This is a genomic window from Marinilabilia rubra (genome assembly GCF_003121985.1).
Lineage (GTDB): Bacteria > Bacteroidota > Bacteroidia > Bacteroidales > Marinilabiliaceae > Marinilabilia > Marinilabilia rubra.
On the sequence record NZ_QEWP01000015.1, the window covers coordinates 38544 to 56787 of the forward strand.

The window sequence follows — 18244 nt, forward strand, 5'->3', positions numbered from 1 at the left end:
AGGGAAGTTTGTCTAACCCTGAAGTTAAAGAAATCTGTCATTGCAGAATTTACTGCTATTTTAGCCTATATTTGTGTATGTGCTTATACACATCGAACTACATCAAAACACCTCTTGTTTTGAATTGAAAAATAGCAAAAATTCTGCATAAAACAAACTAGTTGGATTATGAACAAAAAAGCAATTATAACCGGAGCCTCATCAGGAATAGGAGAAGCATGCGCTGCCATGTTGGCACGTATTGGTTACGATTTAATAATAACCGGAAGACGCAGTGAAAGGCTGGAAAATCTGGCCAACAAACTGGAAAACAAAAATACAGCCGTAAAAATTTTAACTTTTGATGTCAGAGACCGGAAGGCGTCCAAAGATGTCCTGGATACGCTGCCTGAAGACTGGAAAAAAATTGATCTGCTGATCAACAATGCGGGACTGGCGGCAGGTGCAGATCCCATCCAGGAGGGTGATTGGGATGATTGGGAACGAATGATTGACACCAACCTCAAGGGGCTTTTGACGGTAAGCCAGTTGGTGATTCCGGGTATGATTCAGCGAAAAAGCGGACACATCATAAATGTAAGTTCAATTGCGGGCTCGGAGGTATATGCAAATGGCAACGTTTATTGTGCCTCAAAACATGCAGTACATGCCCTTACTAAAGGGATGCGCATTGATTTGCTGCCTCATAATATAAAAGTGGGATCAATTGCCCCCGGTATGGTGGAAACAGAATTCTCAATTGTGAGGTACCATGGCGATCAGGAGAAAGCAGATAAGGTGTACGAAGGCTTGACTCCATTGTATGCCAATGACGTGGCTGATGCAGTTGAATTCATGGTTACCCGGCCGGCACACGTGAATGTCAATGATATGTTGCTGATGCCAACGGCTCAGGCGAGTGCGGTGTATAATTACAGGGAGTAGGAAGGCCTCCTAAATCCCCCAAAGGGGGACTTTGAATGATCAACGTAGTTCTGTGTTCGGGGGTTTGTCTGCCGGGTTCTGAGTTCGGGGTTTTGGGTTCTGAGTTTTGTGTTCGGGGTTCTGGGTTGCGGGATAGAGGTTCCCCCATCAGGGGGTTAGGGGATGCGGGATTGGGGTTTCTGAGATTGAAGTTCCGTTACCAATGATCAGATACTGTTTCATACCTGATCATTGGTTATTGCTCATTGATCATTGCTTTGGGTTCTCTATTTTCCCGGAGAAAAGGATGGCATCGCTCTCCTCCTCTGCTATGGCAAAGAAGAATGGCCGGTCAATTCTGAATGGCATGGGCCCTCCGCCTCCAACAGAAGTTACAACCACGCTCACACTGGTAACAGCAGCAGCCTCGGTTCCTTCCTCATCAGCCTTAATGTAAGTTTTATGCATCACTTCATCAATAAACACCTGAGCCTCTGTCATATTAGAAAAGTCGGCACCAAACTCGGAAAAAGGCAGTTCCATTCCCATATCTATAAGCGTCTGATTCAATTTAAACTTGCACTCCACCTCGAAACGCGGCATAAAGAGTGCCAATCCCCTCTCATGCATATTATCGGTTATGGTTGACCACTTGTTCGTATCCAATGAATTGATGAACTCATCAAGTTCAATGCCATTGGCTGGAAGAGCAATCACCATATAAAATGATCCATCGCCATAGGGCAATTTAACAGCCTGACAATCTTCTCCTGAGTAAAAGTCCAGATCTGTTTCCTGATTCATCATGGGTACCTGCATGGTGCTTCCATCCGACAAGGTAAAGTCTTCATCTTTGGTAGCAGACTTATCAAACTCATATTGCCACTTACCCAGGAAATAGACGGCATTAATCAGAAACATGTATTGCCCGGCACTGATTTCGTCTACAATAGAGGGTATCTTACCTTTCGTTTTGTCATTCACCCAGCCATTGATAAGATCTTTGGCTTCCTGTTTTTTAGAAAAATCGACTTCCCTAAAAGCAGCATCGTAATCCTCCTCCAATGCTTCACCAAAGCTCTCTTTGGCCGGCATTCCCTGACGGTACCAAACCGAATTGGCAATGTCCACCTGAACCTTAGGATCGGCTGTTTGCAGTACTTCCCGGATATTATGAAAGGCTTCATTCATCTCCGAAACCTCACCAAAATCCATGACATCCAGCATCTGACTGAGGGTTTCATTGGCAGCTCCGTTAGTGGTCATCCCAAGCGCCTGGGCCACACTCAATGATGATATCACCACATTTTGGCCGGGATCAGCCTCTTTGTTAACGGCTTGCAGTAATTCCCAGCCAAAACGGTCGGTGGCTTCAAGTACCTCTTTGGATTTTAATTCCAGCTCCTTTTTTTCCGGTTTTTCATCGTTTTCAGACTTATTGCAACCAGATAAGAAGGAGATCATGATTAAGAAAATAAGGGTAAGTTTCATGGTATGTTGTTTTTATTGATTTCTTGATTGCCAGAAAGGACTTTCCCCAAAAGGGATTTCATCCCTTAAACCCTGAATTCCTTTTTTGTCTTGATACAAAAAAGGAATCAAAAAAGATCAAGACTGTGGCAGTTTTCGCTCTAAAAGCTACGGTTCTTTTATCGAAATCGCCTAAACTCATCTCACTTGCTCCGCGCGCGAGATTCAAACAAAGACGATTTTACGATAAAACAACCTTGCTTTTAGGCTTATCTGCCAAGGTCCTCCGAAATTTGATCTCTATTATTTCAAAGTTCAGCAATTATTATAAAGATGCAAGAGGGATGTTGAGGTTGCGTTGAGATGCTATAAAAATGATAGATTTGCAGCAGCAAGACCAGGCTTTACCTTCCGAAAGCACCATTCTATTAAAAAGACATTGAACTATCAATTTATCATGAAACAATATTCCGCCACTTCATTAAAGCAATTTACCAGCCAGATTTTTCAAAAAATGGGAGCCTCCAAAGCTCAGGCTGAGCTGGCTGCAGAGGTGCTCAATTCGGCAGACTTGCGCGGAGTTGATTCGCATGGTGTGGCACGGCTGAGTGGCTATGTAAGGCTATGGGAGAAAGAGCGATTGAATGCTTGCCCCACCCCCACAATTGTGCATGAGACGCCTTCTACAGCAGTGATGGATGGAGATCAGGGTGCCGGATTAATGGTAGCCCCGGAAGCCATGAATATTGCCATAGAAAAGGCAAAAATAGCAGGAACGGGCTGGGTTGCCATCCGCAACAGCAATCATTACGGCATTGCCGGCTACCATGCTATGATGGCTTTGGAACACGATATGATTGGCATCTCCATGACCAATGCCAGTCCGCTGGTATCGCCCACTTTCTCCAAAAGCCGCTTATTGGGCACCAATCCCATTGCGGTGGCTATACCGGCATTATCAGAACCACCCGTGGTCGTTGATATGGCCACCACCCCGGTTGCCAACGGAAAACTGGAAGTACAACACCGAAAGGGTGAAGATATCCCGGAAGGCTGGGCGCAAACCCGGGAAGGACTCTCCACAACTGATGCCGAAGCCTTGAAAAAAGGAGGTGCTATGTTGCCGCTGGGAAGCGACCGCACTCATGGCAGTCATAAAGGTTACTGCCTGGGGGGCATGGTAGACATATTCTCGGCAGTATTATCGGGTGCCAATTACGGACCGTGGGTGCCACCATTTGTAGCTTTTCTGGAGCCGCCGGCCCAACAAGTAGGTGAAGGCATCGGACATTTCATTGGTGCCATGCGCATTGACGCTTTTCGTCCGGCGCAAGAATTCAAAGAACATATGGATAACTGGATCAAAGCCTTTCGGAGTGCCGAACCTGTTGAGCCTGATCAAAAAGTTTTAGTCCCCGGTGATCCCGAAAGGGCATTGGCACATGAGAGGTTGAAAAATGGAATTCCATTATTGGAACCGGTGGTAGAAGATCTCACGAATTTGGGGGAACAAATGGGGGTACCGTTTCAAAATTCCTGATTGAAGTAGTCAGTTTTTGAACCTTATCAGGCATATAAGGGGATATTAGTTGATAGTTATAGAAATAGTAAAGAGTCTTTTAACCTAAATCACTGGTGTCCGGGGAAAAAGATAATAAAATTATCTATGCCTTAATTCACGGAGTAATTAGCTATCTGAGCTATGAGGCGGGGTTGGAATCGCTTCAGCCAAATCCCGTGAAGAAAATCAAAACATTTTTCGTTAAGAAATCCGAACTGTTTGAGCGTAGCGAGTTTTCGGATTTTAGAAAAATGTTTTGATTTTTAGGGTATTTGGGTGAGCGACGGCATTTCTTGTTTACTTCTTTTTGCTGTAGAAAAGAAGTAAAAGCCCGCGCGGCTTGAGCGCATAAAAAGGAATATTATTTTTTAACCGGACAATAGTGAACCTAAATATTAAATTTGCTTCAGAGGCTGGTCATGAAACATACGACACCTTCGGCGTCGATTCTTTTTCTTTCTGACTTTTCTATAAACATGGGAGCCCTTCAGGCTCCGGAAGTGTGGAATGTCTGTTACGTGATTGAAAGGGCATATCCTCAATCGGAGAAAGATTGTTGCACGTCTGAAATACCATGACCACAACTGCGGGAAGGTTATGGCACGCCTGCAAGCAGGTTTCCGCAACGGAGGATGGTCGTTACAGAGCTGCGAGAACATGTCCGCAAAGGCGGAAAAGATGTTTCGCGACTGCAACACCATCTCCGCAACTGCGGGAAGGTTGTTGCATGTCTGCGAGGAGGTTTCCGCAACTGCGGGAAGGTTGTCGCAGACGTACTACAAACTATCTGTCAATCATTTAATCCATCAAACAGATTCCTCAACATTCACAGAAAAGGCATTCAGGATATTGCCATGCTCTTCATCAAATTCTTTGAGGGCCTGCATCAACTGAGAAGCCTTTTGGTTTTCGATAAAGGCAAATACCCCGAGAGAGTTTGTGGGTCGTTGGCGCGGACCTGAAACAAACCAATTTTCCTTGAAGGTCTCATTTTCTTCAAAGACTTTAAAGCCTTGTACATCCATCTCGAAGTAAGCAAGGACTTTTTTCTCACGAAGGAAACGTTCTATTTCCTTCGTAAATTCATAAAGGCTTGTGATTACAATTAACTTCATAATATTTAGATTTTTCTATTAGAGGTTGTCTCAAAAGTCCGATTACGATGTCATTCTGAGCTTGTCGAAGAATCTTTTTGTTTGAGAAACAGATGTTTCGCCTCCGCTCAACATGACATGCATTTTATATTTAATACTTTTGAGACAGCCCCGCTTTTTATTGAATACAGATATTAACCTACACCATGTTATTGAGGGGCTTTGCCCCTGTAACCTCCATAAAGCCTGTAAAAGCTTCATTGGGAGTGCCTACCCCAAAAAAAAGTTGGGGCATAATGGGTATATGACAAACTGAGATGCTCAATGTTAAAATCCCTCAGAAAAAATCATTCATTGAGCAAGGCGAAGCAATCTCCTTTCAAAAGAGATATTTTCTCCGGACAATAGTGATCTTATTTGTTCTTTTTGGCATCGCCCCAAAAAAGGCCAACGCTCCTATTAACAGTCACATTCATTCTACCCAAAAATATCCCTAATGAATACTAACCTGGGGAAAATGCACCTCCTGCTATATTCATAAGATATTTTCATAAATCAATTGGTACTATTTATCAGACTGAATTTCCTTCTCATCTTTATCTGATTCCGATGGCTCCTCATAACGCTTTCTCTCAGTCATATAGAAAATAAGCGGAACCAGAATCAGTGTCAGGAAGGTGGATGCAATGGTTCCTCCCATCAGCGAAATGGCCAGTCCCTGGAAGATCGGGTCGAACAGGATTACAAAGGCACCTATGACCACGGTTCCGGCTGTCAGCAAAATAGGGATGGTACGAACCGCACCTGCCTCAATCACTGCCTGTTTCAAGGGCACATCATCGGCCAGACGCAGGTTCACGAAATCAATCAACAGAATGGAATTTCGGACCATGATACCCGCCAGGGCAATCATTCCAATCATGGAGGTTGCCGTAAAGAAGGCCCCCAGAATCATGTGGCCCAGAATAATTCCCACAAGGGAAAGCGGAATGGCTACCATCATTACAAATGGCACTTTGGTATTCTGAAACCAGCCAACAATCAGCATGTATATAATGACCAATACCACGGCAAAAGCGGTTCCCAAATCACGGAATACTTCATAAGTAATTTGCCACTCTCCGTCCCACTTCAATCCATAATTGTCCTCTTTCTGAGGTTGCCCTTTGTAATATTCACCGAGCGAATATCCTTCAGGCAAGTCAATACTTTTGAGTCTTTCAGAAATATCCAGCATAGCATACACCGGACTCTCCAATTCCCCGGCCACATCGGCCGTAACATATACCACCCGTTTCTGATTCTTGCGGTAGATACTCTTACCTTTTACCCTCTCTTCAATGTCTGCGATGTCGCCAACCGGCACCATGGTTCCGTTTTTCGACATCAGCTTCAGCTTCTCCAAATCCCGGATACTGCTGCGTTGCTGCTCATCCAGACGTAAAGAGATACCTACCTGCTTGTACTCATCCTCATCGTAAAGCGTAGATACTTCGCGCCCGTGCAACGCCATGTTCAATGCGCCTACCACCTGCTCAGTGGAAATCCCGGCAAGGGCAGCTTTTTCTTTATCAACATTGAAAAAGAACTCTTTCTGATCATCTTCCATCTGCCAATCCACATCGACCACATTTTCAGTGTTGTGCAAGAGTGCTTTGACCTTCTCGGCAATTTGAATCTGTGTCTCACGGTCGGGGCCGTAGACTTCAGCCACCAGGGTTGACAACACCGGAGGTCCGGGAGGTACTTCCACCACCTTTACATTGGCATTGTAACGGGAAGCAATACGGTGAATCTCAGGTCGCAGAGCTTTGGCAATATCGTGACTCTGAAGATCGCGCTCCCCTTTTGGCAGCAAATTAACCTGAATATCGGCCACATTATCGCTTCGTCTCAGGTCGTAGTGACGTACCAATCCGTTAAAATTGATAGGCGCAGCAGTTCCCACGTAAGTCTGATAATCAGAAACCAGCTTGTCCTGCTTCAGATAAGTAGCGATCTCCTTGGTTACCATGGCCGTACGCTCAAGAGTCGTCCCCTCAGGCATATCCACCACCACCTGAAACTCGTTTTTATTATCGAAAGGCAGAATCTTCACCGTCACCACCTTCAGGGCAAACAACAGCATAGAGCCCATCAGCAGCACGGTAACACCACCAATAAATCCCCAACGCTTCCATTTAGAATCAATCAACGGCATCATGGAACGCTTATACAGGCGATAAATGCCGGTTTCTTCCAGCTTGTAAGGTTTATCTTCTTTTTTATCCTGATGCCTTAGTAGCCGGAATCCCAGCCATGGTGTTACCACCAACGCAATAATAAGCGACAGCATCATGGCAATGGAAGCCCCAATAGGCATGGGACTCATGTAAGGCCCCATCAAACCACTTACAAAAACCATCGGTATAACGGCGGCAATCACTGTAAAAGTGGCCAGAATGGTAGGGTTACCCACCTCATCGATGGATCGTATTGCAGCCTGCCACGGCGGCATCCGGTTCATCTTAAAGTGCCGGTGCATATTTTCGGCAATTATGATGGAGTCGTCTACCACAATACCGGTTACAAATACCAGTGCAAAAAGAGTGATTCGGTTGAGTGTATAATCAAGGAAATAGTAACTAAAGAGCGTAAGTGCAAAAGTGATGGGTACTGATATAAATACTACCAGACCGCCACGCCAGCCCATGGCCAGCATCACCACAAAAGTCACTGCTACAATAGCGCCCAAAAGGTGCATCAACAATTCCCCTACTTTGTGAGAGGCTGTGGCACCGTAATTTCGTGAGATGTCCACATTCACATCGGCAGGAATCAAATCATTGCGCAGATGGTCTACTTTATCCAATATCTGGTCGGAAACCCGCATGGCATCAGCCCCGCGACGTTTGGCTACCGAAATGGTAACCGCAGGATAATCACCGGGAGTCTGTTCCAGTTTCTCCTTTTTTCCCATTCCGTAACCAAAAGACACATAGGTTTCGGGCAATTCAGGACCGTCAGTCACATCGGCCACCTGTTTCAGGTAAACCGGATGTCCGTTTTGAACACCCACCACCAGATTCTTCAGTTCGCGTGCCGACTCAAAGAAACTGCCCGCTTTAACATTGATGGCTTCATCGTTCTTGTTGAAATCACCTGAAGTTACCTGCTTATTCGACTGATTGATTTGTTGGCTGATCATCAACGGGTCAATATGGTAAGCCTCCATCTTTTCTCTGTCGAGTACCACCCGCACACTGCGACTCCGGCCACCAATCACCTTGGTTTCGGCCACCTCATTCACTTTTTCAATCTCAGAGTTCAACTCCTGAGCCAGCCGCCTTAGCTGATAATCAGAATAATTCTCACTCCAAAGGGTCAGGCCCAAAACAGGAACATCGTCAATAGAGCGCGTCTTAATCAAAGGCATGGATATTCCCTTAGGCATTTTATCCATGTTTTTGATGATTTCGTTGTACATTTTCACGAGGCTTCGCTCGATGTCTTCCCCCACATAAAACTGCACAATCATCATGGCCCCGCCCGGCGATGAAGTTGAATAAACATATTCGATTCCTGTAACGTTGGAAATTACTTTTTCCAGTGGTTTGGTAATTCTGGCCTCCACTTCCTCCGGACCGGCCCCCGGATACCTTACAAAGATATCTGCAATGGGAACGTCAATCTGAGGTTCCTCCTCACGGGGTGTTAAATAAGAACTGTAAGCTCCTATCAACAGGAATACCACCATGAGCAGAGGTGTAAGCTTGGAGTTTATGAATAGTTTTGCTATTGTTCCGGCTATACCTGTCTTCATTATATATATTTTTCTTAGTTACCGACTGTTAGAGATTAGAGATTAGAGGTTAGAGATTAGAGGTTGGAGGTTAGAGGTTAGAGGTTAGAGGCTAGAGGTTGGATCCATATCAGGCATATTAGGGGATTTTAGTTGTGTTTTCTATCGATGGATCATGAGATTTTCCCTGAAGCACCGGGATTAGAAAAAACATTCCCATTCTTACATAGCCTCCTCTATCACAGAATATTCCAGTGTCAAGTCAAGCATAGTCTGATGGCCCAGGCCTTGCTCTTTCTACCTTGTGCTTCTCAAAAAAAAGACCCACGTAGCTACGGCTATGCTTACTTTTTTGTTGATTTGCACAAGGTGATAAATAGCGGCAGCTTACCCGACATTCTACACCTGACTTGACACTAGTTTACCTCCACCAAAATTCCATCATATAACCGGGCATCGTGTTCGGTAATGTACCTTTCACCGGATTTTACCCCTGATAGAATTTCTGTTTTACCGTTGAGTTCTCTACCCGGGCGAATCCAGCGCATCAAGGCTTTATCCTGAGGACTCACCATCCAGATACCGGTGAGCTGGCCTCTTTTAACGATCAAGTCAGAAGGCACTTCAATCACTTGCTCTGTACCATGATGCAGCTTGACATTGGCAAACATTCCTGATTTAACGGCGGATGCCTGACCCTCATCCGGCATTAATCCGATAAGAATTTCATACTGAGGTCCGGAGAATTTACTGGAAGGACTGATATTGGTAATAACACCTTTCACAGTCTCCTCTACTGAGGATATCTCAACCATAGCTGTATCTCCGGCAGACCAAAGATTCATTTCACTTTCCGGAATTCGCGACAATACTTCAAAAGCACCTGGCGCTTCAATGGCCAGCAAAGGCATGCCCGGAGAAGCCATATCGCCTGTATTCACAAATTTGTTAATTACAGTGCCATCGTAGGGCGACCGGATATTGGCATATTGCAACATCTCATCCACTTCCCTGCGACGCTGTTTGGCTGCCTCCAGGCGGGCTTCCGCCATTTTATACTGAGTTTTGATATCGTCGAACTCTTTCTGAGTTGCACTCTCTTTATCATAAAGGGTTTTAATGCGCCTGAAGTTGGTTTCCACATTTTCGAAAGCCGCTGTAGCTTCGGCAATACCGGCCTCCACTTGCTGTTCTTTGGCATTAATGGCATTGCTGCGAATGGATATCAGAAGATCACCTTTTTTTACCCGATCCCCCTTCTCCACCAATATTTGCTCAACCTGTCCCATGAGACGGGTGGCAACGGCAGATTGCTTTTGCGCCTGAACAATACCTGTATAATCATATACTTTGGGATTGCTGGAGGATTCAACGGTGGTGGCTTTCACCTTTGCACCGGCTTGCTTTTTAGTTTCTTTTTCAGAACCGGAGCAGGAGGATATCAAAACTCCGGCAACAATCAATATTAGTAAGGATATATTCTTCATAACTCTAAAAATTTTATTTGGTTAAGTTTTTTGCTGAAATTTTCTCTTCCAAACTGTAAGTAATTACTCATTAACAATTCTTTTGCGCTCAAGCTCCCGAAGGATCGGGACAGGCTGCGCGGGCTTTTACTTCTTTTCTTCATTCACCCGGTTCTATTCTGCTTCCATCAGATATTCCAGATAGAAAACAGCATTATTATAATTGTAAAGTGCATTCAGTCTTTCCAGTTGCTTTTGAGAGTAAGCAGCCTCGGCAGCCAGCAGATCAGATGTTCGTTCAAGTCCCTCCTTGTAGCGATCCTTCCTGATGCGCAAGGCTTCTTTCATTTGCTGTTCGGCAAGTTGACCGGCATTCAATGAATTCCCGGCCACTTTCAATTTTCTTCGTGCTTTATCGAGCTCCATGCGATTCTTGTCCACATATTCGTTTTTCCTGATTTCGGCCAGTTGTGCATTAGCCTTAGCCTTCTTTACTGATGCCAGGTTTTTGTTTCCGGAGAAGAGAGTCCATTGCAACTTGGCTCCTACAACCCAGCTTTCGGCATCAAAACCGGTAAGTTCATCACCATGAAAATTATACCCTCCAAACGCATTTAGACGAGGCAGAAACTTCATTTTTTGCATGCCAACCATCTTATTTCGGGCCTTCACGCCACTTGACATGGCCAAGACATCGCTACGGGTTTGCAAGTCAAATTCGGAGGCATTGACAGTGAGCAACACCTTAGAAAGTTCCTCCCCGGGAATAATACGCTCATCGATGTCACGTCCTAAAAGAAAAGCCAGCATTTGTCCGGCCGAAACCACATCGTTTTGGGCTTCTTCAATTTTTGCCTGAAGATCAAGCACCCTTACATTGGCTGCCATCACATCTGCCTTATTCACATAACCCTGATCCTGATTATCCCGGGCAATGCGATGATTTTCTTTGGCATGCTTTAGCGCTTCCTCCAAAACGTTATGTTTAGCCTGAGCCAGTTGTATGGCATAATAAGACTGCTTCACCATATATTTGATGTAATATTTCATATGAGCAGCTTTCTGTTTGGAAGCCTCCAGTTTGTGGGATACCGCCTTTCTGCCTGCAAAAGCATCGGGATTGATTAAAGGTTGCTCCACCATGACGCCCAGATTGAAATCTGTAATCTCTTCCGGATCATTCAACAACTCAGGATTAAAATCTGACTGGGCAACAATCTCCTGCTGCAGCTTGATACCAAAGGCAGCCAATGGATTATTGGTATGGGTAACGGTTTCTGACAGATTGATCCTGGGCAGGAACGTAGCCAGGGTTGAGCGGTACTCCGCTTTCTGGCTTAATACTTCCTGCGCAGACTTTTGAATTTGCCAGTTGTTGGCTTCTGCTACTTCAAGAACTTCATCCAGCGTCCAGGTTTTTGAAGTATCCTGTTGGGCCTTCAATGTTGCAGGTAACAACATCAGTGTTGCCATCAGTAATTTGATTTTAGCGCCTAAAAGTATTTTTCTCATAAATATTGAATATTTGCCGTTTCACTTTTAATTAATCTCTGCTTCAATTTGCCAGGATGACTACCTGGGATATTAATTGAGGGTGCAAAGTAAATAGATGGAGACCAATATTCCAATATTCACATATGTAAAAATGTAGATTAGTTGTTAAAATAGTAAAACAAAGGGCTAGGAGTAAATAATAGTCAGATAGTTACAAAAGAGATTGGCTTAAATTTAGAATAGCAATTTTTCCAAAGTCCCCGAATGGGGGCAAATATGAATAACCCCGGGTACACCTGCCCGGGGTTGAAAATAAGGGTATTATCGGTCTCTGAAAGAGGCCAAAATTTCATAAATCATTAAAATCCCCGGAATAGTTGGCCCCTTTTAGGGACCCTGCAGCTTCGACATCTCTCCCCCCCCGGGCATATCTGCCCGGGGTTATCTAAGTTTGCCCCTTTTCAGGGACTTGATGGATTAGCATTTTATGCATCATGTAGGTATTTAAAAGAAAAACCTAATTGTTAATATCATCGCAAGTATAAACTAGAGCCAAGAGATTTTAGTGGATAGATTTTGGAATACTAATAGTGAATAGTAAATACATAAAAAACACCCGTCGGTAATCCCACAGGTGCTATAAATCGTCCTTAAAAATAGCTTCTAATCCAAAAAGCCCTGTTTCTTCAAAACGTCGAGATAGACTTTACTGAAATGCTCATTGTTGGCTTTGGTATAACGAACATCGGTAAAGACCTGGGCAAGAGTTTCTTTTTCATTCTCCGCTACAAACTGCTTATTGGCTTCCAGCTCTTCTTTCTCTTGATACAAGCGATCGATGTCCTCCATAGAATAATCCTTGTAAGTTTCCTGATGCACCACTGCCTCAAGGGGAAGACGTTCAGTTTGTGCCGGATCTTCATCGGGCCAGCCCAGTGTTACGGTGGCCACCGGAACCACGCCTTTGGGCAGATTGAGGATATCAATAATTTTATCAGCGTTGTAAGTTACTGTGCCGAGGTAACAAATACCCAGGCCTCTAGATTCGGCAGCAACACAAACATTCTGGGCAACCAGCAACGCATCAATGGCGGCAGCCACAAAAGACTGGAAATTATCATATCCCGGCTCAGCATTTCGCTGTCGGCACCACTTGTTAAAACGGTTGAAATCGGCACAGAAAGTCAGGGAAACAGGAGCATTTTTAAAAACAGGCTGACCAAAATGGGTAGGCGCCAATTTCTCTTTCATCTCCTCATCGCGGGTAACCACAATGCTGTAAACCTGCATATTTCCGGTTGTCGATGCCCGGGTGCCGGCAGTAAGTATGTCACTCAGTAAAGTATCATCAATGGGTTGGTCGGTGTATTTTCTGATTGTGCGGTGATTAAGTAGTACGTCCATCATAATTACAGATCATTTATTTTTCCCGAGGAGTCGGGATTAGATATCCGGGTGAATAATTCAGCTTCATGGCAAAGCTACAAAAAAGCCAGAAAATGAGTCTTTAGATCATGAGATTTTGAGATTTAAGAAATCAACAGGCAGAAGTTTGAATGGGAATAGAAAAGCGAGGTTGTCACAAAAGTATAAAATATCAAATTGCATGTCATGTTGAGCGGAGGCGAAACATCTGTTTTTCAAACAAAAAGATTCTTCGACAAGCTCAGAATGACATCAAAATTGGACTTTTGAGACAGCTTCTCATGCAAATACGTTAGTTCACTCTTCCGGGGTCCACTCAAATTCTCTCCGGTAGCGGGCAGGAGAGACTCCGGTGATTTGTTTAAAAATTCTGGAGAAATGAAAACGATCGGCAAAACCAGTTTGAACAGCAATATCATCAATGGTGTAATTGGAATGGTGCAACAGGGCACAGGCATTTTCAATCCTTTTCTTTTTCACATAGCGCTGGGGAGATTCTCCGGTTTCCTTTGTAAAAAGCCGGGTAAAAGCATTGGTAGCCATACCGGCCTTTCGTGCCAAAACTTCGTTATGAAGGGGTTTATGCAAATTCTTTTCTATATACCCCAAAACCTCAAGAATTCTAAAATCATTAGACTTTAAATCCCATCGCGCTTCCGGAACATCGGCCAGCAAATCTCCAATAAGGGATTGAATATTGAGTGCTGAATAAAAATTAAATCGCGTAAAATCCACTGTAAGATTATCTATGATGGCATTTATCTTTTCCCTTAAATGAGGGGTCAGATCAAACACAAATACTCCGGAGGAAACATTGTCGTAAGGCATGCCAAGATTAAAATGGATAAATAAATGCAGAACGTTCCCCATGGCATCTATATCCTTTTCCGAAATCTGATCAGACATACGGGCACCCTCCAGTTCGTATTCTTTTCCTGACCCAATTTTCCCCGATAGAGCTGTGGAAAATGATGTATTGGGAGCAATCATAATGACTTTGTCAGGGTTTAATTCATATCTCTCCCCTTCAAAGAAGATGCTTGCACCAGCAATCTTATTGTAATAGATGCGCCAGTAAGGATATGCCAATTCTTTAAACTCCCATTTACGCAACCACCAGTAGCGGCAACATAGTAAACGCAAGTTAAACCGCGGAAACAACTGCAACACATCAGACGGGTCTCCCCGATCGGGAATTTTAAAAAAGGTATCCTTCATCTGAGTCAGGAGATTGTTAGATTTTTAGACATGAGATATAGTTTATTAACATTCAAGTCACACAGATCATCCCAACACCTATATATTACTGATTATCTATAGATTAACTACATTTCATTTAAATTATTCTCTTTCAAAAAACAGAGAAAAAAGGCGTAAATAATCGACAAACAAGTGCGACATGTTTAAAACAGATACAAAAATATCAAATTCGAACATTTATTAATAACAAAATACTGCCGAATTTTGAATTAGTTTTTTCAGCAACATATTTCATCAACTCATTTAATCAACACAAAGCTTCTTATCCCGCCCATTTTCCCTGAATATAAAACACTCAGCAACCAGTAAAAAAATCACAAAACATGTCAAAAAGATTAATAGGAAACTTGCCTAAAGTTGGTATTCGACCAGTCATTGACGGCCGAGAGAGAGGCGTTCGGGAATCACTTGAATCTCAGGTTATGGAATTGGCCAAAGCTGCAGCAGAGTTCATAAAAGAAAACCTGCGTTTCCCGGACGGAGAACCGGTAGAGTGCGTAATCGCTGACACCACAATTGGAGGCGTGGCCGAAGCAGCAATGTGTGCCGGTAAGTTTCAGAAAGAAGGCGTTGGCGTTTCATTGACTGTAACCCCCTGCTGGTGTTACGGCACAGAAGTAATGGACACCGACCCGCTTATTCCAAAGGCTGTATGGGGTTTTAACGGGACCGAACGCCCCGGAGCTGTTTACCTGGCGGCAGCCCTGGCCGGTTACACCCAGAAAGGGCTACCGGCATTTGGGATTTACGGACGTGATGTTCAGGATTCAGATGACAACAGCATTCCTCCGGATGTAAAAGAAAAAATACTCCGCTTCACAAAAGCAGCACTGGCCGTAGCCCAGATGAAAGGCAAATCCTATCTCTCTGTTGGATACAGCTCCATGGGCATTGCAGGATCGATGGTGGACAACAATTTCTTCCAGGATTACCTGGGCATCCGTACCGAATTCGTTGACTCAACCGAAATCATCCGTCGCATAGAAGAAAACATTTACGACAAAGAAGAGTTTGAAAAAGCCCTTGAGTGGACCCGCCAATACTGCAAAGAAGGCGAAGACCCAAACAAACGGGACATTCAGGTTGATCAAAAACAGAAAGTTCACGAATGGGAAACAGTCGTTAAAATGGCCATCATCATGCGGGATATGATGATTGGAAACCCCAAACTTGCAGAGATGGGCTTTCGCGAAGAAGGATTGGGACGTAATGCCATAGTTGCGGGTTTTCAGGGACAGCGCCAATGGACCGACTATATGCCAAATGGAGACTTTATGGAAGCCATCCTCAACTCCTCATTCGACTGGAACGGCATTCGTGAAGCCTTTGTGGTGGCTACAGAAAATGACAGTCTCAACGGGGTTGCCATGCTCTTCGGACATCTCGTATCCAATACCGCCCAAATGTTTTCGGATGTCAGAACTTACTGGAGTCCGGATGCCGTAAAACGTGTAACCGGAAAAGCTTTGTCAGGTCTGGCACGGGACGGGATTATTCACCTTATCAATTCAGGTTCAACGACACTGGACGCAACAGGTCAACAAAAAGACAGCTCATCAAAGCCAGCTATGAAGCCATTTTGGGAAATAACTGAAGAAGACAAAGAGAAATGTCTGAATAATACCCAATGGCCCCAGGCAGACCGCGAATACTTCCGCGGTGGTGGTTTTTCTTCTCTGTTTAAAACCGAAGGTGAAATGCCGGTAACGATGAGTCGCGTCAACCTGGTAAAAGGTCTGGGGCCGGTTCTTCAGATTGCAGAAGGATGGACCGTCGATATTCCCGAGGATATCCATGAAGTTTTGGATCAACGCACCAACCCTACATGGCCCACCACCTGGTTTGTACCACGGACCAATGGCAAAGGTGCTTTTGAGGACGTCTATTCGGTAATGGCCAACTGGGGTGCCAATCACGGGGCCATCAGTTACGGACACATCGGAGCTGACTTAATCACCCTGGCATCGATGCTGAGAATACCGGTATCTATGCACAATGTGGATGAGGGGCAGATATTCAGACCCAGCGCATGGGCCTCATTCGGAGCCGAAAAAGAGGGTGCCGATTACAGAGCTTGTGAGACTTACGGGCCATTATATGGCATTAAATAGATTAACATTTGTTTTTAGGTTAAAGGGAGAATGAGGTTGTCCGAAAAGTATAAAACAACTAAAACGTGTCATGTTGAAAGTAGTCGAATCAAAGGAAGAGATTCTTCGACAAGCTCAGAATGACATCAATTTTGGACTTTTCGGGCAGCCTCGTTTAAATCTAAATCAAATCAACACTTTTCTCTATGCACAAAAAGGACATTGCCATTGTCTTTGACTGTGGCGCTACCAATATCAGAGTTATTGCCATCGACACACGCGGAACAATTATCGCTTCGGAATCGTTCCCCAATGAAACCACAGAAGACCCCCACTTGCAAGGAGGAAGAATCTGGGATCTGGAAGCGCTATGGAATAAGTTCTGCAAGGCATCGAAAGCTGTAATGGCTAAAACAGATGCCAGCCGAATAGCTGGTGTTACAGTTACTACGTTTGGCGTTGATGGCGCCTTTCTGGATCAAAACCAGGAACTATTATACCCTGTGATTTCGTGGCAATGTGAGCGCACCAAACCAATTGCCGCCAATATAGAGAAGTATTTTCCCCTTGAGGAACTGTATGCCATAAGCGGTGTTTTTCCTTATGTTTTCAATACCATCTTTAAAATGATATGGTTTAAAGAAAACAAACCGGAGGTTATTGAAAATGCTGATCGTTTTGCGTTTATTCCATCACTGTTTATCCGGAAACTGGGAGGAAGCCCTTTGAACGATGCAACCATGACAGGGACATCCATGATGGCCGACCTGAAGCAAAGGAAATTCGCTAAAGGTATTCTTCAAAGGCTGGACCTCCCTCCTTCCCTATTTGGAGAAATTGCCGAACCCGGACAATTGGCCGGAGAGGTGGATGAAGTTGCTTCAAAAGCAACAGGGTTGCCTAAGGGTTCACCATTATTTTTTGCAGGACACGACACCCAGTTTGCACTCATAGGTTCGGGGGCCGCTTTAAATCAACCCGTACTGAGTTCCGGCACCTGGGAAATACTGATGGCCCGCAGCAGAGATTTCACAACAACCTCAAAGGAACTGGCATTAAACTTAACCACCGAAGCAGATGCAGAAAAAGGACTTTTCAACATCGGTCAAAACTGGATGGGTTCAGGGGTATTGGAATGGTTTTCCGGAAATTTTTATCCTGAGTTGAGTGGAGATGATTTATATGAAACCATGATAAGAGATGCCCAAAGTATACATCCCGGAAGCCACGGACTCATGGTCAATCCTACGTTTTTCAGCGACAGCAAAAATAAGGGGGGTACAATCCATGGTCTTTCACTCCGGACTTCCAGGGCCCACATATACCGCGCGTTACTGGAGAGTCTGGCCTATCAGCTTCGTGAAAGTCTGGAAACCCTCCAGAAAGCCGGCAATTTTAAGGCAGCACAAATCATCTGTGTAGGAGGCGGGTCTAAAAATCGCTTATGGAACCAGCTTAGGGCAGATGTGTGTAACCTGCCTCTGCAGGTCATCGATCACAAGGAAACGACCGTCCTTGGGGCAGCCCTTTTCGTCTTTAAAGGATCAGGACTTTATAGCAACATCGACGAAGCAAGATCGGGCATAAATTACCAACCTGAAACATTCACCCCATCAGAAGAAAAAGAGGTTTATGAGGAATTATTTCAGAAAAATCTTAGTTTTAAAAAGAAAACGCAGGATTTTTAAACAAAAATTAAA

The 18244-nt window shown here is 44.4% G+C and carries 11 protein-coding genes; 4 read left to right on the forward strand and 7 right to left on the reverse strand.

Annotated elements, in window-relative coordinates:
* Positions 1-168: 168 nt before the first annotated feature.
* Positions 169-924, forward strand: coding sequence for an SDR family NAD(P)-dependent oxidoreductase (locus DDZ16_RS15730; RefSeq protein WP_109265444.1), 756 nt, complete (start codon positions 169-171; stop codon positions 922-924).
* A 249-nt stretch (positions 925-1173) separates the two neighbouring features.
* On the opposite strand, the gene DDZ16_RS15735 is transcribed toward DDZ16_RS15730, so the two are convergent.
* Positions 1174-2394 (reverse strand): serpin family protein, encoded by a 1221-nt coding sequence (locus DDZ16_RS15735; protein WP_109265445.1) that lies wholly within the window; start codon positions 2392-2394, stop codon positions 1174-1176.
* Positions 2395-2830: 436 nt separating this feature from the next.
* Between DDZ16_RS15735 and DDZ16_RS15740 the strand changes: the two genes are divergently transcribed.
* Complete coding sequence (locus DDZ16_RS15740; RefSeq protein ID WP_109265446.1) at positions 2831-3913, forward strand: Ldh family oxidoreductase; 1083 nt, start codon at positions 2831-2833, stop codon at positions 3911-3913.
* A gap of 827 nt (positions 3914-4740) precedes the next feature.
* Here DDZ16_RS15740 and DDZ16_RS15750 read toward each other — a convergent pair.
* The 6 genes from DDZ16_RS15750 to DDZ16_RS15780 form a co-directional block, all read right to left on the reverse strand.
* A complete protein-coding gene (locus DDZ16_RS15750; RefSeq protein WP_109265448.1) occupies positions 4741-5049 on the reverse strand; it encodes a hypothetical protein in 309 nt (102 codons plus the stop codon).
* Between the two features lie 544 nt (positions 5050-5593).
* Entirely contained in the window at positions 5594-8830 is a 3237-nt protein-coding gene (locus DDZ16_RS15760; protein ID WP_109265450.1) for an efflux RND transporter permease subunit, read from the reverse strand.
* Positions 8831-9225: 395 nt separating this feature from the next.
* Entirely contained in the window at positions 9226-10296 is a 1071-nt protein-coding gene (locus DDZ16_RS15765; protein ID WP_109265451.1) for an efflux RND transporter periplasmic adaptor subunit, read from the reverse strand.
* Between the two features lie 153 nt (positions 10297-10449).
* Positions 10450-11787 carry a TolC family protein gene (locus tag DDZ16_RS15770; protein ID WP_109265452.1) on the reverse strand — a complete coding sequence of 446 codons (1338 nt, stop codon included), beginning with the start codon at positions 11785-11787 and terminating at the stop codon, positions 10450-10452.
* Positions 11788-12432: 645 nt separating this feature from the next.
* Positions 12433-13176 (reverse strand): NADPH-dependent oxidoreductase, encoded by a 744-nt coding sequence (locus tag DDZ16_RS15775; RefSeq protein ID WP_109265453.1) that lies wholly within the window; start codon positions 13174-13176, stop codon positions 12433-12435.
* Positions 13177-13491: 315 nt separating this feature from the next.
* Complete coding sequence (locus DDZ16_RS15780; protein ID WP_109265454.1) at positions 13492-14412, reverse strand: helix-turn-helix domain-containing protein; 921 nt, start codon at positions 14410-14412, stop codon at positions 13492-13494.
* A 365-nt stretch (positions 14413-14777) separates the two neighbouring features.
* On the opposite strand from DDZ16_RS15780, the gene DDZ16_RS15785 reads away from it, so the two are divergent.
* On the forward strand, positions 14778-16565 hold the full coding sequence (locus DDZ16_RS15785; RefSeq protein ID WP_109265455.1) for an L-fucose isomerase: 1788 nt from the start codon (positions 14778-14780) through the stop codon (positions 16563-16565).
* 185 nt (positions 16566-16750) lie between these two features.
* Entirely contained in the window at positions 16751-18232 is a 1482-nt protein-coding gene (fucK, locus tag DDZ16_RS15790) for an L-fuculokinase (RefSeq protein WP_109265456.1), read from the forward strand.
* Positions 18233-18244: the final 12 nt, after the last annotated feature.